At 66.0% G+C, this 20,272-nt stretch carries 15 protein-coding genes and 1 tRNA gene; 5 read left to right on the forward strand and 11 right to left on the reverse strand.

The window, feature by feature from the left end; translation table 11 throughout:
• The first annotated feature begins 207 nt into the window (after window positions 1-207).
• The 3 genes from gap to tpiA all read left to right on the forward strand — a co-directional run bounded on the left by gap (window position 208) and on the right by tpiA (window position 3,531).
• Window positions 208-1,254 (forward strand): type I glyceraldehyde-3-phosphate dehydrogenase, encoded by a 1,047-nt coding sequence (gene gap / locus DB354_RS15140; protein WP_107836470.1) that lies wholly within the window; start codon window positions 208-210, stop codon window positions 1,252-1,254.
• Window positions 1,255-1,362: 108 nt separating this feature from the next.
• Window positions 1,363-2,643: a phosphoglycerate kinase gene (locus DB354_RS15145; protein ID WP_107836471.1), complete on the forward strand. Its 1,281-nt coding sequence runs from the start codon at window positions 1,363-1,365 to the stop codon at window positions 2,641-2,643.
• 117 nt (window positions 2,644-2,760) lie between these two features.
• Entirely contained in the window at window positions 2,761-3,531 is a 771-nt protein-coding gene (gene tpiA / locus DB354_RS15150; RefSeq protein WP_107836472.1) for a triose-phosphate isomerase, read from the forward strand.
• Between the two features lie 104 nt (window positions 3,532-3,635).
• On the opposite strand, the gene DB354_RS15155 is transcribed toward tpiA, so the two are convergent.
• Window positions 3,636-5,084 carry a phospholipase D-like domain-containing protein gene (locus DB354_RS15155; RefSeq protein ID WP_107836473.1) on the reverse strand — a complete coding sequence of 483 codons (1,449 nt, stop codon included), beginning with the start codon at window positions 5,082-5,084 and terminating at the stop codon, window positions 3,636-3,638.
• A 341-nt stretch (window positions 5,085-5,425) separates the two neighbouring features.
• On the reverse strand, window positions 5,426-7,759 hold the full coding sequence (gene yicI / locus DB354_RS15160) for an alpha-xylosidase (RefSeq protein ID WP_107836474.1): 2,334 nt from the start codon (window positions 7,757-7,759) through the stop codon (window positions 5,426-5,428).
• Between the two features lie 251 nt (window positions 7,760-8,010).
• Here yicI and DB354_RS15165 point away from each other — a divergent pair, with 251 nt between their 5' ends.
• On the forward strand, window positions 8,011-8,709 hold the full coding sequence (locus tag DB354_RS15165; RefSeq protein WP_158277553.1) for an acyl-ACP thioesterase domain-containing protein: 699 nt from the start codon (window positions 8,011-8,013) through the stop codon (window positions 8,707-8,709).
• Between the two features lie 207 nt (window positions 8,710-8,916).
• Window positions 8,917-9,003, forward strand: a tRNA-Tyr gene (locus tag DB354_RS15170).
• Between the two features lie 199 nt (window positions 9,004-9,202).
• Here DB354_RS15170 and radC read toward each other — a convergent pair.
• The 9 genes from radC to DB354_RS15215 all read right to left on the reverse strand — a co-directional run bounded on the left by radC (window position 9,203) and on the right by DB354_RS15215 (window position 20,260).
• Window positions 9,203-9,931: a DNA repair protein RadC gene (radC, locus tag DB354_RS15175; RefSeq protein ID WP_233256653.1), complete on the reverse strand. Its 729-nt coding sequence runs from the start codon at window positions 9,929-9,931 to the stop codon at window positions 9,203-9,205.
• A gap of 115 nt (window positions 9,932-10,046) precedes the next feature.
• A complete protein-coding gene (locus DB354_RS15180; RefSeq protein ID WP_233256654.1) occupies window positions 10,047-11,084 on the reverse strand; it encodes a peptidylprolyl isomerase in 1,038 nt (345 codons plus the stop codon).
• On the reverse strand, window positions 11,081-14,530 hold the full coding sequence (mfd, locus tag DB354_RS15185) for a transcription-repair coupling factor (RefSeq protein WP_107836476.1): 3,450 nt from the start codon (window positions 14,528-14,530) through the stop codon (window positions 11,081-11,083). The genes DB354_RS15180 and mfd overlap by 4 nt, the downstream gene beginning before the upstream one ends.
• A 102-nt stretch (window positions 14,531-14,632) precedes the next feature.
• The gene (gene rnc / locus DB354_RS15190; protein ID WP_107836477.1) at window positions 14,633-15,382 is read right to left on the reverse strand and encodes a ribonuclease III; all 750 of its coding nucleotides are present in this window, start codon (window positions 15,380-15,382) and stop codon (window positions 14,633-14,635) included.
• An 88-nt stretch (window positions 15,383-15,470) separates the two neighbouring features.
• A complete protein-coding gene (locus DB354_RS15195) occupies window positions 15,471-16,259 on the reverse strand; it encodes an ABC-2 family transporter protein (protein ID WP_107836478.1) in 789 nt (262 codons plus the stop codon).
• A 12-nt stretch (window positions 16,260-16,271) separates the two neighbouring features.
• Window positions 16,272-17,087, reverse strand: coding sequence for an ABC-2 family transporter protein (locus tag DB354_RS15200; protein WP_107836479.1), 816 nt, complete (start codon window positions 17,085-17,087; stop codon window positions 16,272-16,274).
• Between the two features lie 253 nt (window positions 17,088-17,340).
• The gene (locus tag DB354_RS15205) at window positions 17,341-18,126 is read right to left on the reverse strand and encodes a ParA family protein (protein WP_107836480.1); all 786 of its coding nucleotides are present in this window, start codon (window positions 18,124-18,126) and stop codon (window positions 17,341-17,343) included.
• 110 nt (window positions 18,127-18,236) lie between these two features.
• The gene (locus DB354_RS15210) at window positions 18,237-19,595 is read right to left on the reverse strand and encodes an ATP-binding protein (protein ID WP_107836481.1); all 1,359 of its coding nucleotides are present in this window, start codon (window positions 19,593-19,595) and stop codon (window positions 18,237-18,239) included.
• Window positions 19,592-20,260 (reverse strand): response regulator transcription factor, encoded by a 669-nt coding sequence (locus DB354_RS15215; protein ID WP_107836482.1) that lies wholly within the window; start codon window positions 20,258-20,260, stop codon window positions 19,592-19,594. Before DB354_RS15215 ends, DB354_RS15210 begins: the two co-directional genes overlap by 4 nt.
• Window positions 20,261-20,272: the final 12 nt, after the last annotated feature.

The following is a 20,272-nucleotide window of genomic DNA, read 5'->3' on the forward strand; positions in this document are numbered from 1 at the left end:
CATGCCGTTGCGCTGCAGGTTGCTGGCACTCACGGAGGTTGTGGCACGAGCACAGTGCCCGCAACAAACGCGGCGCTTATGCCAAGCATTGCGACGCCAAAACCCTTGCATCCAACGGGTGGCCCAAGTTCATTCGACAGTCCGCGCGTTCGTGCGGGCACATCGCAAACAGACTAACCAATACTGAACCTCCCGGAGAGTCCTATTATGGCAGTCAAAGTCGCAATCAATGGTTTCGGCCGCATCGGTCGCCTCGTTTTCCGCGCCCTCGTTGAGCAGGGCCTTCTCGGCACCACGCTCGACGTTGTCGCCGTCGGCGATATCGTGCCGGCAGACAATCTCGCGTACCTCCTGAAGTACGACTCCACCCAGGGCCGCTTCAATGGCACGGTTGGTTCGAAGAAGTCCGCCGCCGACAAAGCCGAGGACGACGTCCTCATCGTGAACGGCAAGGAGATCCTTGTCGTCAGCGCCAAGACCCCGGCCGAACTGCCGTGGGCCAAGCTCGGCGTCCAGCTCGTCATCGAGTCGACGGGCCTGTTCACCGACGCGGAGAAGGCCAAGGGCCACATCGCCGCGGGCGCCAAGAAGGTCATCATCTCGGCTCCGGCCAAGGGTGAGGACATCACGGTCGTCATGGGCGTGAACGACGACAAGCTCGACCTCGCCAAGCACACGATCATCTCGAACGCCTCCTGCACCACGAACTGCCTCGCGCCGGTCGTGAAGGTGCTGCTCCAGGAAGGCTTCGGCGTCGAGGAAGGCCTCATGACGACGGTCCACTCCTACACCGCGACCCAGAAGACGGTCGACGGTCCCTCGAAGAAGGACTGGAAGGGTGGCCGTACCGCCGCCCAGAACATCATCCCGTCCTCGACGGGCGCCGCGAAGGCCACCGCCCTCGTGCTGCCGGAAGTGAAGGGCAAGCTCACCGGCATGTCCCTCCGCGTTCCGACCCCGACCGTGTCGGTCGTCGATCTCACCGTCCGCACCGTCAAGGAGACCTCCTACAAGGAGATCTGCGCGGCGATGAAGAAGGCCAGCGAGACCTACCTCAAGGGTGTGCTCGCCTACACGACCGACGAGGTCGTCTCGAGCGACTTCATTCACGACAAGCACTCGTCGATCTTCGACGCGGGCGCGGGCATCGAGCTCAACAGCAAGTTCTTCAAGCTCGTGTCGTGGTACGACAACGAGTGGGGCTATTCGAACCGCGTGGTCGATCTCACCAAGAAGATCGCCGCGAAGCTGTAACTCGTAACAGTCATCCGAACCTCTATTGAACCACAGAGGCACGGAGAGCACGGAGGCAGGCAGGCTGCTCTGTGAACTCTGTGTCTCTGTGGTTCAGCTTTTTTAGCCATGGCCAAGTTCAAAACCATTCGTGACCTGACTCTCGCCGGGAAGCGCGTCCTCATGCGCGTCGACTTCAATGTCCCGCAGGACAAGGCGACCGGTGCGATCACCAACAACCAGCGCATTGTCGCGGCGCTGCCGACGATCAAGTACGCCCTCGAGCAGGGCGCCTCGGTCGTGCTGATGTCCCATCTCGGCCGACCGGACGGCAAGAAAATCGCCAAGTTCTCGCTCAAGCCCGTGGCCGACGAACTCGGCAAGCTGCTGGGCAAGCCCGTCACCTTCCTCGACGACTGCGTCGGGCCGGCCGTGGAGGCCGCCTGCGCGCCGGGCAAGCTCAAGGCCGGCGACGTGGTCCTCCTCGAGAACCTCCGCTTCCACATCGAGGAAGAGGGCAAGGTTAAGATCAAGAATGCCGACGGCACCGAGACCAAGCTCAAGGCCGATCCCGCCAAGGAGGCCGCGTTCCGCGCCTCGCTGTCCAAGCTCGGCGACGTGTACGTCAACGACGCGTTTGGCACGGCCCACCGCGCGCATTCGTCCATGGTCGGCGTCGCGCTGAAGGACAAGGCGGCGGGCTTCCTGATGGAGGCCGAGCTGAAGGCGTTCGCCGCGGTGCTCGACAACCCGAAGCGCCCGCTGCTCGCCATCCTCGGTGGCGCCAAGATCGCGGACAAGATTCCGCTGATCAACAACCTCATCGACAAGGCCGACGAGATCATCATCGGCGGCGGCATGGCCTTCACCTTCAAGAAGGTCCTCCAGAACATGGAGATCGGCTCGAGCCTCTTCGACGCCGAGGGCGCGAAGATCGTCGGCGAACTCGCCGCCAAGGCGAAGGCCAAGGGCGTGAAGCTCGTGCTCCCCGTCGACTATGTGGTCGCGGATCGTTTCCCCAAGGACGCCGCCACCGCCGAAGTCACGGCCACCAAGGCCGCCGACGATGCCTCCGGCATCCCCGCCGGCTGGATGGGCCTCGATGTCGGTCCCAAGTCGATCGCGCTCTTCACGGAGTCGATCGCCAAGGCCAAGACCATCGTCTGGAACGGCCCTGCGGGCGTCTTCGAATACGACAAGTGGGCGGCCGGCACCAAGGCGCAGGCCGACGCGATCGCCCAGGCGACCGCCTCGGGCGCCACGACGGTCGTCGGCGGTGGTGACACCGCAACCGCGGCCAAGAAGTTCAAGGTCGCCAACAAGGTGACGCACTGTTCGACGGGCGGCGGCGCCAGCCTCGAGTTCCTCGAAGGCAAGGCTCTGCCGGGCGTCGTTTTCCTCGAGTCCTGACGACTCGCGGAGCCTCGAGCTGGGGATCCGGCGCCTGCCGTTGGATCCTGCTCGGGGCTCCTCGCGTCTGCGACGGCCTCCTTTTCTCCAACTCAGCTCCCAACCAAGTTTCGCATCATGTCCTCCCGCAAAAAACTCATCGCCGGCAACTGGAAGATGAACAAGACGCCCGCCGACGGCGTCGCCCTGGTTCGCGACATCGTCGCCGCCATCGGCAAGCAGTCCGACGTCGAAGTCGTGGTCTGCCCGCCGTTCACCGCGCTCGAAAGCGTGGGCAAGGCCCTCGAAGGCTCCAACGTGAAGCTCGGGGCGCAGAACATGCACCACGAGGCGAGCGGCGCCTACACGGGCGAGATCTCCGCGGCGATGCTGCGGGCCCTGTTCGCCACGCACGTGATCCTCGGCCACAGCGAGCGCCGCAGCTACTTCGGCGAGAACGACGAGTTCATCAACAAGAAGGTCATCACCTCCCTGAAGAACCAGCTGAAGCCGATTCTCTGCGTGGGCGAGACCCTCGCCGAGCGTGAGTCCGGCTCGACCCTCAAGGTCGTGCAGCGCCAGGTCGAGGGCGGCCTCGAGGGCGTAAGCAAGGAGCAGGCGCCCACGGTCGTCGTCGCGTACGAGCCCGTCTGGGCGATCGGCACCGGCAAGGTCGCCACGACCGAGCAGGCCCAGGAGGTGCACGCGTTTATCCGCGGCCTGCTGGTGAAGCTCTTCGGTGACGCCGTGGCCCAGAAGGTCCGCATCCTCTACGGTGGTTCGATGAAGCCGGCCAATGCGCCCGAGCTGCTCGCGCAGCAGGACATCGACGGCGGGCTCATCGGTGGCGCCGCGCTCGAGGCCCGCAGCTTCGTTGACCTCGTCAACGCGGCCACCGCGGCCAAGTAAGCGGCCCTGCTTCCACCGAGTTTTCGTTTTTGCCGACGCGCGATCCTTTGGGGTCGCGCGTTTTTTATTGGCCGCGACCGGAGTCTCGGTGCGTGGCCCGGCGGCTACAGGAGCGGGGCGAGCAGGCGGCTGAGGTCTTCGACCACGTTGCTGACAATCCGCAGGCGGCGGCGCTCGGAGGGGGGCGGCTGGCAGGTGGCCGCGAGCGTCATCGCCCAGCCCTTCATCGCCTGCACGTCGGCGCGCGAGTGCACGAGGATGCCGATCTCGAAATTCACAAAGAGGCTGCGTAGGTCGAAATTCGGCGAACCGAACATCGCAACCGTGTCGTCCACGATCATCGCCTTGCTGTGCAGCATGCCAGGGGAGAAGAGCAGCACGCGGCCGCCGGCCCGCTGGAGTTCGCGAATGTAGTGGCGGCGGGCAAAATCGGCGATCGGGTGGTTGGAGCGGCGCGGTGTGACGAGGGTCACCTGCTTGCCCGAGCGCGCCTTTACGATGAGCGAGCGCAGGAGCACGTCGTCGGGAATGAAATAGGGCGTGACGATCCAGATGCTGTGGTTCGCCTCCTGGATCATCGCGATGAGACCTTCGTATAGCGGATCTCCCGGCACGTCGGGACCGCTGGCCACGACCTGCAGCTGCGTCGCACCGTGCTCCGTCACCGCGCATTCCGGTGGGATCTCCGCGTGGAGCGCCGCGGCCGATTCGCGGGTGGCGAAGGACCAGTCGGCGATGAAGACCTCGTTGATCAAAGCAGCCGCGGGACCCTCGATGACGGCGCCGAAATCTTGCCAGCGTTTCGTGTACGGGTCGGGCCCCATGTACTCGCGGGCGAGATTGTGCCCGCCAGTGATGGCGGTGCAGTGGTCGAACACCGCGATTTTCCGATGATTGCGAAGGTTCGCCGACCCACGCGAGGTGAAGGGCAGCACCGGCATGAAGCTGCCGACCCGCCCGCCGGCGCGCCGCAGCGGGTTCACAAAGCCGCGGCGCGAGAACATCGAGCCCACGGAATCGAGCAGCAGCCGCACGCGCACCCCCTCGGCGGCCCGCGCGGCCAGCAGTGACACCAGCCGGCGCCCCGTGTCGTCGCGGCCGAGAATGAACGCGGTGATGTGGATGGTGTGGCGGGCCGTGCGGATGTGGTGCTCGAGCGCGGCGTACGCCTCCTCGCCGTTGGTAAGAAAGCGGATCGAGTTGCCACCAACGGGCGGAGTCGCGCCGGCCGACACCGTGGTGTGCACGATGGGCGACGCGGCAAACGGCAGCGGGTGCGGGGTGCCTCCGGGCAGGGTGGGACGAAGTTGGGATTTCCGCTCGGCCAGGCGCCGGAGCTTTCGCCCGCCAATCAGCAGGTACAGCGGGACTCCCACCCAGGGGACCAGGACAATGATGAGCAACCACGCAAAGGTGTTGGCCGGAGCACGCTTCTCGCTCATCAGCCGCGCGACGAGGAACACGGCCAGGATGAATCCGCCAATGGTCAGCAGTTCTGCCAGCAGGCCGCTGGGCAGGATCTCGTGGGCGAAGTGGCGCAAAGCTTCGAGCATGGACGCTTACGCGAACAAATCCCTCCTGCGCCGGAACGCCAGCCACCTCCATGCGGCCGGCTTGGGGCCGACGTGCCGACGCGAGAGGCGCCACTCCCGCACATCGGGCAGCGCGCGCGTTCCAAACGTCGCGAGCGCTGCCCGAGGCTGGGGGTGTTTGCGGTTTGCTTATCTCTATCTGCCGCCGTTCGCCGCCGAGCTTTCATCAGCTTGGCGCCGCCTTCTCCCGGGGTCGGTCGGGATGGGGCGGAGAATGGCGGGGTGTGGGCCGGGGCAGCGGAACTGCGCCCGGAAAGGGACGGTATCGACTTGGATCAGCGGTGGCGTTGCGGGGCGGACATTCAGGCGCCGAGCGTGATGCTCACCTGACGGGTTTGAGGATCGGGCACGACGACAACGCCGGCGGGATCGGCGAACGGTTTGCCTCCGGCGACGGACTTCAGCGCCGCGACGCCGGGCAGCTGCAGGCGCCACGCTCCCGCGGGGCTGCCACTGAGCGTCGCGTTGAGCACCGCGCCGTGGCGCTCGAGCTTGAGGTGGATGCCAGGCAGGCCAGCGAGCGTCGGCACCTCGCACTCCGCAACGGCGCCATCGGCAATCTGGTACGCCCGGAAGGTGACGCCTTCGGTCAGCGGGTAGTCAGGCCGGTTGTCCTGCGCGCCGAACGGAATGACGGCGCCGGGCCGTGCGAACACCGGCAGGCTCAGGAAGTCGTGCTGGGTGCGGCACCACCGCCCACCGGCGACCACCTCGCCCGTGAGGAGATGGGTCCAATTGCCTTCCGGCAGGTAGTAGTCGACGAGCCCATCCTCCGACAGCACGGGCGCCACCAGGATCGAATCGCCGAGGAAGTACTGGCGCTCGAGATTCGCGCAGGCCGGGTCGTGCGGGTACTCGAGCATCATCGGCCGCATCACGGGCACGCCGTGCTGGTGCGCGGTGACTGCCGCCCCGTAGAGATACGGCATGAGGCGGCACTTCAGCTTCGTGAAGAAGCGGAGGACGTCGCACGCCTCGTCGTTGTAGACCCACGGCACGCGATAGGAGGAGCTGCCGTGGAGCCGGCTGTGCGAAGAGAGCAGGCCGAAAGCGACCCAGCGCTTGTAGACGGCTGGGTCTGGCAGACCTTCGAAGCCGCCAATGTCGTGGCTCCAGAAACCAAAGCCGCACAGCCCAAGCGACAATCCCCCCCGGAGGCTCTCAGCCATCGACTCGAACGTGGAATGGCAGTCGCCACCCCAGTGCACCGGGAAACGCTGGCCGGAAGCATGCGAGGAGCGCGCGAAGACGACGGCATTGCCGGCGCCGCGAACCTCCTCGATCAACCGGAAGACCGCCTCGTTGTAGATGACGCTGTAGTGATTGTGCATCCGCACCGGGTCGGAGCCGTCGTGGTAAACGACGTCGGTCGGGATGCGCTCGCCGAAGTCCGTCTTGAAGCAGTCGACGCCCATCTCGAGCAGGCGCCGGAGATGTGCCGTGTACCAGTCGCGCGCGCCGGGGTTGGTGAAGTCGACGATGGCCATGCCCGGTTGCCAGAGGTCGCTCTGCCAGACCTCGCCATTCGCTTTGCGCAGGAGGTAACCCTGGCGGCGGCCCTCTTCGAAGAGGGGCGAGAGCTGGGCGATGTAGGGATTGATCCACACGCTCACCTTCAGGCCACGTTCGTGCAGGCGGCGGAGGAGGCCGGCCGGGTCGGCAAACGTGCGGGGATCCCATTCGAAGTCGCACCACCGGAATTCCCGCATCCAGAAGCAGTCGAAGTGAAAGACATGCAGCGGCAGATCGCGCTGCTTCATGCCATCGATGAACTGCGTCACCGTCGCTTCGTCGTAACTCGTCGTGAAGGACGTGGTCAGCCAGAGCCCAAACGACCAGGCGGGCGGCAGCGCCGGCCGGCCGGTGAGCTGGGTCAGCTTCTGCAGGATCTCCTTCGGGGTCGGACCGTAGATGAGGAAGTACTCGAGCGATTCGCCGGGGACGCTGAACTGCACCTGCGAGACGCGTTCGGAGGCGACCTCGAACGAGACGGGGCCGGTGTTGCTGACGAGAACACCGTAGCCGCGATTCGTGAGGTAGAACGGGACACTCTTGTAGGCCTGTTCGCTGCAGGTGCCGCCGTCCTTGTTCCAATTGTCGACCACCTGGCCGTTCTTCACGAAGGCCGTGAATCGTTCGCCAAAACCGTAGACACATTCGCCGACGCCAAGGGCGAGACGCTCATGCACGAACGTCGTCCGGTCGCGGCCCTCGACAAAGCCGATCCCGCGCGCGGCGCTGCGCGTGAGGACGTGGCCGTCCGCCTTGAAAGCCAGCTCCCAGTTCTCGCCGCGCGCGATCTGCGCACTCAAGGCGCCCGTGCGAAGGACCGCCTGGTCGGCCGCGGTCGTATCGATGACCACCGCGGGCGAGGGACACTCCTGCAACGGGATCGAAGGGCCCTGGTCAGGGCGACCGCGAAGGTGCTCGATGCGCACCCGGACCACGTCGGCGAGCGGTGAGTCGAGCCGGATCGTGAGGAGCGGCCCCTGCAGCGTATCGCCGCGGTGACGGATGCGTCGCGTCGGCGCCACCACGACCAGGGCGTCCGCCACCTGGGAGACCTCATAGGCCTCCGCGGGATGGTGGGCCTGCAGCCCGGGTTGGAGCAGCCAGTTGCCGTCGGTGAATTTCATGTCAGCGGGGGCGCGCGAAGCCCGAAAAGGGCGATTTACTGCCTACTTTATCGCTAAATCAGAGGTTGCAATCACATTTTTAGGTGCGACGCGCAGGGGCGGGGGGTCCTGCGGGCGCCCGGTCTCACCCGAAGTGTCCGCGTCTCTGCTCCGGTCGCGCAGCGAAGCCGACGCATGGGGAATGCTGGCCCCGCCCACTCCGCACCGCTTTAGTCGAGGCAATGAACCGGAGTCTGACCTTAACGTCCCACGTGACCTACGGGGATATCGACCGGGACGAGCGGCAGCTTCTGCCGCGCGTGTTCAAGATGCTGCAGGACGCGGCGATCGAGCATGCGAACCTCTTCGGCACCGGCACGAATGCGGTGGCCACGCGCGCGGAAAGCTGGGTGCTGAACCGGATCGTGGTGGAGATCGCGCGGTACCCGCGGCCCGGCGAAGCGCTGAAGGTTGAGACCTGGTCCACCGGCATCAAGGGCTTCAAGGGCTACCGCGATTTCCGCGTGTGCGACAGCGGCGGGCGGCAGGTGATGACGGCGAGTTCGCTGTGGCTGTACATCCGGCTCGCCTCGAAATCGATCGTGCGCGTGCCGCGCGAAGTCGCGGACATCTTCCCGATCGGCGAGGGGGTGGCCTGTTGTCCCGAACTGGAGCAACTGCCATTCGATGTGCCCGGCAGTGCCGCGACGGCGGTGCCGGTCACGCTCCGGTACTCGGATTTCGACGTGAACAACCACGTCAACAATGCGGCTTACCTGGATTTCGTGCAGACCGCGCTGGCGCGGGTCGGCGCGCCGAAGCGTCCCCGCCAAGTGCGGCTGAAATACGCGAAGGAGATCCCGCTCGATGCCGACCGGGTGGACGTGCGCGTCGAGCAGGCGGGGGCGGATGCGGTGTTCAGCGTCGAGCGCGATGGCGTGGTGTTTGCCGTCGGGCGGGCGCTGGGCTGAGGCGGGGCGACGATCTGTTTCCGCGCCAAGTTCAGGGAGATCGGCCAGTGGCCAACCCCGCGATTTCCGGCGCGACCGCCTGACTTGGGGCGCACGGCCGGTCTTGCCCCTCCATGGCATCTGCGAGGCGACTTTTGCGGATGCGGCTTTCGCGGATTTTGCACTTGAGACTGGTCCGGAAAGTCGCCTTTTTGACCCCTTCCCTTTGGTGGGTTCGCATAGCGGCAATTGCGGCGGACTGTAAATCCGCTGACCTAACGGTCTACATTGGTTCGAGTCCAATACCCACCACCATCCTTCGCTCAACCGGCAAGCGGTTGAGGCTACGGATGGCGGGCCATCCCGAGTGCGGGTGGTCTCACGACCCGACTCCCCGAGTGGCCGACCGCGTTACGACGCTTGGCCGGCTATCCAACGCCCCGAGCGGACTGAGTGGACGGTAGGCAGACGTCCTCGCGACTTAAGCGCTTCGACTGGTACCTTGCGGGGCGGGCTAAAGCATCCCGGCTTCGCGAAAGCTGAAGTAGCCGCGGCCTTGGGGATCGGCCGGCGCCCGACCGACGATCACGTGGTCGAGTAGTTCGATATCCACCGCCTTCGCGGCCTCGCGGAGCTGGCGGGTGACCTGGACGTCGGGTGCGCTTGGCGCCGGGTCGCCGGACGGGTGGTTATGAGCGCAGATGACGGCTGAGGCGGCCTCGCGGATTGCCGCGCGAAATACCTCCCGCGGATGGGCGAGTGCGGCCGTGGCGGTGCCGGAGGTGATTTCGACCTGCTTGAGGAGCCGGTTCTTTCGATTGAGGCACAGGACCCAAAATTTCTCCACCTGGAGCCCGCACGCCTGGGGCCCGAGGTGGCTGGCCACAAGGTCCGCGCGATTGAGCAGCGGCGCCTCACCTCGTTGCTGACCTAGCACCCGACGCGCGATTTCCATCACGGTGACGAGTTGCAGGGCCTTGACGCGGCCGATCCCCTTTTGCTGACGAAACTCGGCCGGGCCCCAGCCAATCAGGCCGCCGAGCGAACCCGCGCTGGCGATGAGGCGCGAGGCGAGGGTGAGGACGTCCAGGCCGCGCGTGCCGCTGCGAAGCAGCATGGCCAGCAATTCGGTGTCACTCAGGGCCGCGGCGCCGAAGCGCTCGAGACGTTCCTGGGGGCGCTCGCCGAGCGCGGTGTCGCGGAGCCGGTTGCTGGCAGGGTATTCAGCGTCGGGGGTAGTCACAAAAGTGGATTGGCGACGGCCAATCGTGATGTCAAACTGTGCCTGCGCCGGCGCCGTCACCGTCCGCAAAAAAAGCCGGTCCGAAGACCGGCTCAAAAAGGGGGGCGCGGGGCGCTCAGTAGTGCTTCACGTAGCCGTTGCGACGGAGGCGCTCGAGCCACCGCTCCTGGCTGGTGTGCGAGAGCTGCGTGACCAGAATGCGCTCGATCTGGTCGCGCACATCGTCGATCGGCTGGATGCCGGCGAACTTCCGGTCCTCCGCGAAGAGGATGAAGCAGCCTTCCGGGAGGAGGACCGGCTCGGAGGCCTCGCCCTTCTTGAGATTGAAGGCCCGCTCACTGAATTCCTGCCGGAAATCGGAGCGCTTCAGCCAGCCCCAGTCACCGCCCTTGGAGCGGCGGGCATCACGGCTGTATTCCTTGGCGAGATCCTCGAATTTCTCGCCGCCGTTGAAGCGGGCGAGCACGAGGTTGGCCTGCTGCCGCAGCTTCTCGTCGGTTTCACCTTCGTTCCGCGTGAGCTGGATCAGCCGCAGGTGAACCTGATCCTCCTGGTAAAACTTGTCCTTGTTCTCGTTGTAGTAGGTCTCGATGCGCACCGGGCTGATGATCGTCTCGGACTTGCGCTGCTGACCGCGCATGTAGCCGTAGATGATCTCCTCTTCGACGTCGCGGCGGTATTCGCGGACCGTCTTTCCTTGGGCCCTCAGGTAGGCGAGGAACTTGGCGCGATCATTGTCGAACTGCTCGGCGATGCGGTCGGAAATGGCGTTGTCGACGTAGCTGACCGGGATCTGACGCTTCTCGTCCTTGTGGAACTCCTTGATGATCAGCACGCGGTCGATCAGCTCCTGAATGACGCTGTCCTCGAGCTGCTCCATCTTCTCGTCGTATTCCTTCTGGGAGCGGGCCTCGTTTCGGATCTGCTGCTGCAGGGGAATGATCTCCCGCATCACGTCCGCCACGGTGATGATCTTCTCCTCGGCGACTGCCACAATGCCGTTGGCGAACCGCAGGTTCAGACTCTCCATCGTGTTGGGCGCAGTGATCTGCCCTTCAGCGCCGGCTGCCGGGGTGGAGTGGGGCGTTTGCGCGTAAACGGCCGCGCTCGTTGCGGCGGCAAAGACAAACGAGGCAAGGCGACGAAGGGTCATGGACTCGGCAGATTGATCAGAAAGGCGATGATTTCGCGCAACCGTAGGAGGGGCTTGGGGGCGGTCAACCTTGGAAACCGGGTTCCAACTTGCACCCAGTCGTCCCGTCGGCCGGAATTGCGCAAACACTTGAGGCGGTTGGAGTCGGTTTCGACGGAAACGATGCCCTTTTGTTCCGCCCGGATCCTGATCTCAGTGATTAGCAACAGCGCCCGGACCTCGTCGCCGAACTTGCCGAACCGGTCGCGCAAATCGTCTTCGAGTTGCTTGAGCGCCGGCAACGACTCGGCCAGGGCCAACTTGCGGTAAAAATCGATGCGCAGCCGGGTCTCGCCGAGGTAAGTCGACGGGATGCGCGCCTGGATCCGGGGGACCTCGACCACGGCTTCGTCCTCGGCGGCCTTGATGGCCGTGTAGCCGTCCATGTGGCGGCCCCGCTCGCTCGTGCCGCTGGCGCCCGCATCCGCGGCCGGCCCTTCCCCGACGAACACGAAATCCAGCTTCACGCTGGCGCGGACGTGCGACGCGGTTTTCTCGCCCTTCAACCGCGCCACCGATTGCCGGAGCAGCTGGCAGTAGAGTTCAAAGCCGACGCCGACAATGTGCCCGCTCTGTTCGGCGCCGAGCAGGTTGCCGGCGCCGCGCAATTCCAGGTCGCGCATCGCGATCCGGAAGCCCGCGCCGAGCTGGTTGTGCTGCCGCATCGCGGTCAGGCGCTGGCGGGCCACGTCGAGCAGCCGCGTGTGCCGGTGGAGCAGGAGATAGGCATAGGCCTGGTGCTTGAAGCGTCCGACCCGGCCGCGAAGCTGGTACAACTGCGACAGCCCAAACCGGTCCGCGCCTTCGATGATGATCGTGTTGCAGTTTGGAATATCGAGGCCGCTCTCGATGATCGTCGTGCAGACCAGCAAGTGGTACCGGCCGGCGACGAACTCGGTCATGACCTCCTCCAACTCGTGCGACTCCATCTGCCCGTGTCCGACACCGATCGTGAGGTCCGGCAGGAGCTCGCGCAGCCGGGCCGCGACCAGGTCGATGGTGTCGATGCGATTGTGCAGGTAGAAAACCTGGCCCCCGCGTCGGATCTCGTGCCGCACCGCCTCCACGACGAGCTTCTCGTCGTAGGTCTTCACGATGGTCTGGATCGGATGCCGGTTTCGCGGCGCCGTCTCGATCACGCTCAGATCCCGCGCGCCGGTCAGCGCCATGTAGAGGGTGCGCGGAATCGGCGTCGCGCTCATCGAGAGCACGTCGACGGTGGACCGGAGCCGCTTGAACACCTCCTTGTGCTTCACGCCGAAACGCTGCTCCTCGTCGATGATCACCAGCCCCAGCTCCTTGAACACCACGTCCCGCTGCAGCAGCCGATGCGTGCCCACGAGGATGTCGACCTGGCCCGCGCCCAACGCCGCGATGACCTTGCTCTGTTCGGATTTCGTGCGGAAGCGACTCACCATCTCGACGGCGATCGGGTAGCCGGCCATCCGTTCGCGAAACGTGTTCAGGTGCTGCTGCGCCAGGACCGTCGTCGGCACCAGCACGGCCACCTGCTTCCCGCCCTGTACCGCCTTGAAGGCGGCCCGGATCGCTACCTCGGTCTTGCCAAAGCCGACGTCGCCGCAGATCAGCCGGTCCATCGGCCGCGTGCGCTCCATGTCGGCCTTCGTTTCCTGGATCGCCCGCAGTTGGTCCGGCGTTTCGGTGAACGGGAATGAGGCCTCGAACTCCTTCTGCCAGGTGTTGTCCTCCGCAAACGCGAACCCCGGCTCGGCTTCCCGCGCGGCGTGGATGCGCAAGAGCTCCGCCGCGAGGTCGATCGTGGCGCGCTCCGCCGCCTGCCGGGCCTTTTCCCACCGGCCCGACCCGATCCGGCCGAGCTGAGGCTTGGCCTTGCTCAGGCCGACGTAGCGGCTGATCAGGTGCGACTCCTGCAACGGCACGTGCAGCGTCACGTGATCATCGAACTCGAGTGAGATCACCTCGCGGATGCCCTCGGCGGTGTCGAGTTTCGTCAGCCCGCGGTACAACGCGATGCCGTGCTGCAGGTGCACAACGAAGTCGCCTTCGACCAGTTCGGAAAAATCAAGCAACTGGTCGATTTGCGCCCGCTGCGCCATGGCGCGCTCATTCAGCGCCGGTCGCCGCTGCCGTTTCCGCCCGAAAATCTCCGTCTCGCTCACTACCACCAGCCCGGCGCTGCCGGCCAAGACGGCCTCGTTCTTTGCGGCCTGGCCCCTGCGGGGCTTGCCCGGCGCCGGTCGCGCCCACGTCAACGCCGCGCCCGCGCGATACGTGATCCGAAAGCCCTCGTTCAACCCGCCGCGCAACCAGCGCGCGTTGATTCCTTTCAGCGCCGCATCCGCCCCGAGAATCTCCTGCGAGCGCTGCTCCTCGCCCTCCTTCGAGGTCACGAACACCACGTCGTACCCTTCGCGGTTCCACTTTGCCACCTGCTGCAGAAACGTATGTCGCGCCTCCTCTTCCACGTGCAGGCGTTCCTGTGCAACCAGCGCGTCGTCGGGATACGAGCGGTGGTGCATCAGGCTCTCGCTGTCCCACGTCGTTTCGTCACCCACGTCCTCAAACAGCGCACTCGCCTCGTCCAGGTCGCTCACGCCGTAGAGCGCCGCGCATTTGTTGAGCAACGGCGTGAGCGCGTCGCCTTGCTCGCGCGCGATCGTGCTGAAGGCCTCGTCGAGCCCGGTCGGCTCCACCAGCACGAGCCGCAGCGCCGCATTGAAGTAGTCCGCCAACCCGGTCTTCGAGGGATCCAGCTTCACCCGCGGCGACGCGGCGATGGAGATCGTCTCCACCGTCGTCCCCGAACGCTGGGTCACGGGATCGAACTCGCGGATCGTCTCGATCTCGTCGCCGAAGAAATCGAGCCGGTACGGCGTGTTCGCCGTGATCGGATAGACGTCGATGATGCCGCCGCGGACCGCGTAATGCCCCGGCGCCTCGCACACGGCCTCGGAGTCGTAGTCGAGCCGCTGCAACTGCTCGAGCAGTCCGGCAAAGGGCTGCGTCTGCCCGCGCGTCAGCGTCAGTTCGCGCGTCGCGAATTCCTCCAGCGAGGGCACCGGCTGGCCCAGCGCGCCCGGCGTCGTCACCACGACCAGCGTGTCCGGCGTGCTGGTCTGCCCGCGCACCGAGCGCAGTCGCGAAAGCACCGTCAGCCGGTCGCTCGAGGCCGCGAACGCCTCCCGCATGTCGCGGGTCTCCGGCATCGACTCGGGAAAGACCAACGCCTCCAGCGCCCGCTCACCGCCCGCGTTGCGATGAAAGAACAGCACGTCGTCCGCAATGTGCTCCGCCGTCCGCAGGTCCGCCGCCACCACCAGCCACACGGGCGCCGGGTCTGCGCGACAAAGCTCGTCCACCACCGCGCCCCGGGCGGGCGGGCAGACGCCGGTCAGCTTGTGACGCTGGGCGGTCAGAACAGGCATGTTGGAAGGGGGAAGCAGGAACTCAGGAACGCCGCGCTGGCAAGCATCGCCCCGGACGCGGCGCGCGTGCGTCGCCGGCCGAAGCTGCTAGGGGCTAGCGTGTTACTGCCGATCGCCGGTCTCCTTGAACTGCTCGAGCGCCGCCCGTGCGGCCGCCTCTTCCGCGAGCTTCTTCGAGGTGCCCCGGCCGGAGCCGACCTGCTGGTTCTGCACGAAAACGGCGATCTCATACTCGCGGGCATGGTCCTCTCCGACCACCCGCACCACCTGGTATCGCACGGCGTTGTTGCCGTAGCGGGGCTGCATCATCTCCTGCAGCCGGCCTTTGGGATTCTCCACCTGTTCGACCACGGCCAGCCGGGCGCCGAGATCCCCGTACAACGCGAGCACGACCCGCCGCGCCGCCGTCAGGTCCGCGTCCAGGAAGATCGCGCCGACCAGCGCCTCGAAGGCATCCTCCAGCGAGGACGCCCGGGTGCGTCCGCCGGTCGATTCCTCGCTCGCCGCGAGCCGCAGGCAGGCGTCGAGCCCGATCTCCCGGGCGAGCTGGGTGAGAAATGCGCCGTTCGCCAGCGCCGCGCGCCGGCGGCTCAAGGGGCCTTCGCGCTCGGCCGGAAACAGGCCGTATAACGCTTCCGTGAGGATCAACTGCAGCACGGCGTCGCCCAAGAACTCCAACCGCTGGTTGCTCTCTCCGATTTCCGGCTGGTCCTGCAGCAGCGAGGAGTGCGTCAACGCGGTACCCAGCAGCGCGGGGTTGCGAAACCGGTACCCGATGCGTTCCTGCAGCGCCTCCAGCGGAGTGCCGGAAGCGGACGAACCGGTCGGAGAACTGAAGGGCCAAAGGCGCATGTGAGCGGGCAGTATCGGGGAGGCCGCCGCAGGGATCAAGACGCCGGGCGCGCGCCCAGGCCGCGGCCGGCACGCTCCCCGGGGGCGTTCAGGAGGAGGCGCTCGTGTAGCGGCGCAGCCCGCGGTTGAACATCACGACCGCGAGCGCAAACCAGACCGCGGCGAGCCCGAACAACCAGCCAACCCAGCTCCACCGGAACCCGTGCAGCACGGTGCTCGCGGGTGCGTTGCTCACGACCACCGCCGGGATGAGCCAGACAAAGAGCACGCGCGAAACCAGCCCTTTGAACGCGCGCTGCGGGAGACGGGAGAATTCCGTGGCGACGAAATAGATGCCTTCCACCCCTTGGGCGCTCGTGAGCCAGAACACCGAGGAGACCGACATCACCAGGATGCTGTAGTGGATCACCACGCCCGCGAGAATCATCAGCGTGTACAGCACCACGTCCGCCGCCTGGGGCGAGAGATTCAGCTTCTGCGCCGCGTACACCACGATGCCGCCGGCAATCACGGCGTTCACCAGGCCGTCCGGGTCCAGCTTCCGCGTCGTTGCCATGAACATCACGTTGCCCGGCTGGGCCAGGAAGAAGTCGAAGTTCCCGGTGCGCACGTTCCGGCCCATCTCGAAGATGCTGCTCCAGAAGAATCCCATCAGGATGCGTTGCACCAGCATCGAGGTGCCGAGCAGGAGGATCATCTCGTACTTGGTCCAGCCGGCGATCGACGCGGTGTGTTCGTAGATGACGGAGATCGTGAGCAGGTTGACGCTCATCCAGAACAGCTCGACCAGCGACCAGATGATGAAGTCGCCGCGGAACATCATCGTCCGCACCATCGAGTACCGGGCGCTCGCCCACCAGATTTGGAGGTAACGCATCACGGGATTCCTTTAGCCGCCCACCGCGGTGTGGCGGCGCAGCCCGCGGGTCCAAAGCAGGTTGGCCAGGCCGAGGAGTACCGCGACCCAAACGAGTTGGATGGCCAGGCCCTGCAGGATCAGCACGGGCTCATTGATCCGGCCCGACAAGATCGCGCCGGGAAAATACATCTGGTAGTAGAACGGCAGATACCGCGCGATGCCGTAGGCCCAGGCGGGGAGGAGATCGAGCGGGAACATCTGGCCGCCCAGGACCGATTCGATGGCGTAGGAGAGGATCACGAAGCCCTGGATCTCGAGAAACCAGAAGCTCAGCATCCCGAAGCAGTACGCGATGGAGAACTGGATCAGCGCCGACAGGAACATGGCCGGCACGCCAAGGCCGAAACGCCACCAGTCGAGCGGGTAGGTGAGGCTCTCGTGCAGCACGGGCAACGCGAGGACGAGCGGGATCAGGATCAGGGCGCCCGACACCAGCCGCGCCGCGGCGAAGATGCTGAGGCGGTAACCGAAGTAGTTGATCGGCTTGAGCAGGAACTGGTTGATCAGCCCGTTCCGGATTTCCTCGCTGATCTGGTAGTCCTCGTTGAACGCGCTGATCAGGAACTGCAGCACCAGCAGAGTCACGAAGTACGTCAGCGTCTGGTTGAGGTTGAACCCGCCGATCGTTGCGGGCGCACCGGCGTACGCCGCGCCCCACAGGATGAACACCGCCGCGAGGTGAAAGAGGGAGAAGAAGCCGCGGACCGCGAAATTCCACCGGTACACCAGATTGCTCTGGAGCCCCACCAAGAAGGCATGCCGGTATTTTTCGAAGGTCGCGTACATCGGAAGCAGCCCGCCAACACACGGATGCGGCGCCGCGAGTCAAACGCCGGTTCGGACCCCCGCATGTCGCGCCGGGGCCGGCGCCGGGGTCCGGCGAGCGGGCGTAGGCCGCGAGATCGGGTCGAGACCGGTCCGAGATAACACGCCAAATCTGGCGTGTTATCGCCCGTAACACGCCAGATTTGGCGTGTTATCTCGATTTTGGGGCAGCGAGGCCGAAGGGACGGCGCGGCCGTCCGCCGATCGGGTGGGGCTACTTCGCCGCGAGGCCGAAGCGCTCGATGATCTCCTTGGCCAGGTTCCGGTACGCGGTCGCGCCGGGGTTGAGCGGGTCGTAGGCGAAGATCGGTTTGCCGAAACTGGGCGCCTCGCTCAGGCGCACCGTGCGCGGGATCACGCTGTTGAAAATCTTGTCGGGCAGGTGCTGCTTCACCTCGTCGACCACCTGGCGGGAGAGGTTCGTGCGCAGGTCAAACATGGTCATCACGATGCCGCCCACTTCGAGCGCGTCGTTGATGTGCGCCGTCTTGAGCCGCTCGACGTTGCGCAGGATCTGGCCGAGGCCCTCCAGCGCGAGGTATTCACACTGTAGCGCGATGAGCAGGTAGTCCGCCGCCGCGAGGCTGTTCATCGAGAGCATCCCGAGCGCGGGGGGACAATCGATGATGATGGCCCGATAGCCGCCGGAGGAGCGGATGGGTTCGAGCACGGCGCGCAGCTTGCCGAGGTAGTTCTCCATCTGCGCCAGCTCGATCTCGGCTGCGGCCAGGTCCTCCTCGCTGGGCAGCAGAGCCAGGTGCTCGTAGGCGGTCGGGACGATCATTTCCACGGCCGAGCCCTCGCCGTGCATCGGACCATAGAGGCTCTTCCCGGCCTGCTTCTCGACGCCCACCGCGCTGGTCGCATTGGCCTGCGGGTCCAGATCCACCAGCAAGGTGTGAATCTTCTTCTCCGCCAAGGCAGCGGCGAGATTCACCGCAGTGGTGGTCTTTCCGACGCCGCCCTTTTGGTTGGCAATGGTGAAAACGGTGGTGGGCATGAGCGTGCGCAGGCTATGACGAATGCCCGTGCCTGCCGCAAGCGCGGTCTGGGCGCGCCCCGCCCTGGATCCTGGCGCACGGGGGCGTCGTTCCCGCGTGAGCGAGCCGGTTACCGGGGCAGCTCCACGATCACCCGCAGGCCTGACCGGTCGGTGCGGTTTTCGGCCCGCAGCGTGCCCCGGTGCAGGTCGACGATCCCCTTGCAGATCGCCAGGCCCAGACCATGGCCGGGGCGGGGCCTCGGCGCCGCGGCGCCATGGTCAAAGCGTACGAAACGCTGGAAGACCCGCGCGAGTTGCGCCTCCGGCAGCCCGGGGCCTTCGTCCACGACCACGAAGCACCATCCGTTTGCGAGGGCAAAGGACTCGAGGGTGACCACGCCGTTCGGGGGCGAGACCGACATCGCATTGATCACGAGGTTGAGCAGCATTTGCCGCAGCAGGTCGGCGTCGCCGCGAATCTCGCCCTCCTCGTTTCGCGCCAGGTGGAAACGCACCCCGCGGTCCTCGGCCAGCACGTCGGCATCTTCGGCAAATGCCGCCATCAGCTTCGGCACCACCACCGGCACCAGGGGAAGATTGAGCGCGCCGCTTTCCGATTTTGCCAGGAACAGCAGGCTCTCGATGACCTGGTTCAACCGGGCGATCTCCTCGAGGATGTCGGCCAGCGCCGCTTCGTTTTCGGTCTCGGTGGTGCGCCCGCCCCGCAGCTTCTCGACGTTCAGGCGGATGAGCGCCAGTGGCGTCTTGAGCTCGTGCGAGGCGTCGGCCGTGAACTGCCGGACCTGTTCAAAGGACTCCTGCAGGCGGTCGAACATCTGGTTCAGCAACCGGGTCAGCGCCGCGAGTTCGTCGTGGCCCGGCGGTTCCGGAATGCGCTCGGTCAGGCGGTCACCGCGAATCCGGCGCGCCGTCTCTTCGATGGCGCGAATCGGCCGCAGCGTGGCCCGGCTGAAGTTGTAGCCCAGGCCGACGCTCGCGAGCCCCACGGCGATCACCAGCATGACCGAGATGCGGACGTAGTCCCGCAACAACCTCTCCGATGGCTCGAGCGGGCTCCCAATCTGGATCTGGTACGTGCCGAACGGGAACGAAGAGAGATGCACCCGGCCCAACGCCGGGAGGGCAATCGTCCGGTGCTCCGGCGCGTGGCCGACGGGCAGCACCGTGTCCCGCAGGTTGTCCGAACGGAACACCACCTTGCCGCCGCCGTTGAGCACCTGGATCACGAACAGCGCGGCGTCGTTGTCGGAGTCGCGTTTGATGCGTTCCGCGAGCGCGGCCGGCGCGATGTCCGGATCTCCGCCGATCAGATCGCGGAGTTCCTGCGCCTCGACCTCATGGAGCAGTTCCAGACCGCGCACGACCTGGTGATTGAGCAGCATCCCGCCGACCGCCAGCACGGCTGCGGTCGTGAGGGTGACCAGCACGGCGAAGCGGACGGTGAGACGGAGGGTGAAGGATTTCACGAGAGCTGGTATCCGGTGCCACGGATCGTCCGGATCAGCGGCTCCACGCCGGGGCGATCGAACTTCTGGCGGAGGCGGCGCACGTACACGTCGATCAGGTTCGTCCCGAGATCGTAGGAGGCGTCCCAGATCTTCTCGGCGATCATCGTGCGCGTGAGCACGCGCCGCGGGTTTTGCAGGAAGAGCTCGAGGAGGGCGAACTCCCGGTTGGTCAACTCGATCGGCTGGCCGTCCAGCTGCGCCGTCCGCGCCAGAAGATCGAGCGTCACCCCGCGGTGCTCCAGGATCACGGCGCGCGGCGCCGTGCCCTGGCGGCGGAGCAGCGAGCGAACCCGCGCGATCAGTTCGTCGACGCTGAAGGGCTTGGGCAGATAGTCGTCGGCGCCGAGGTTGAGCCCCTGGATACGGTCTTCGACCGCATCCCGCGCGCTGAGAATGAGCACGGGTTCGTCAAAGCCGCTCGCGCGCCACTCCCGCAGCAGCACCAGGCCGTCACCGTCCGGCAGACTGAGGTCGAGGATCAGGGCGTCGTACGGCGAATCGGCCAGCGCGTCGCGCGCCGCCGCCGCCGTGCCGACCAGGCGCACGGTATACGCCTGCTCCACGAGCGCGCGCTCCACAAAGCGGCCCACCTTGTCGTTGTCCTCGATAATCAGAATCTTCATCGCTGCAGCGCG

Source organism: Opitutus sp. ER46 (assembly GCF_003054705.1).
In the GTDB taxonomy this organism is placed as follows: Bacteria; Verrucomicrobiota; Verrucomicrobiia; order Opitutales; family Opitutaceae; genus ER46.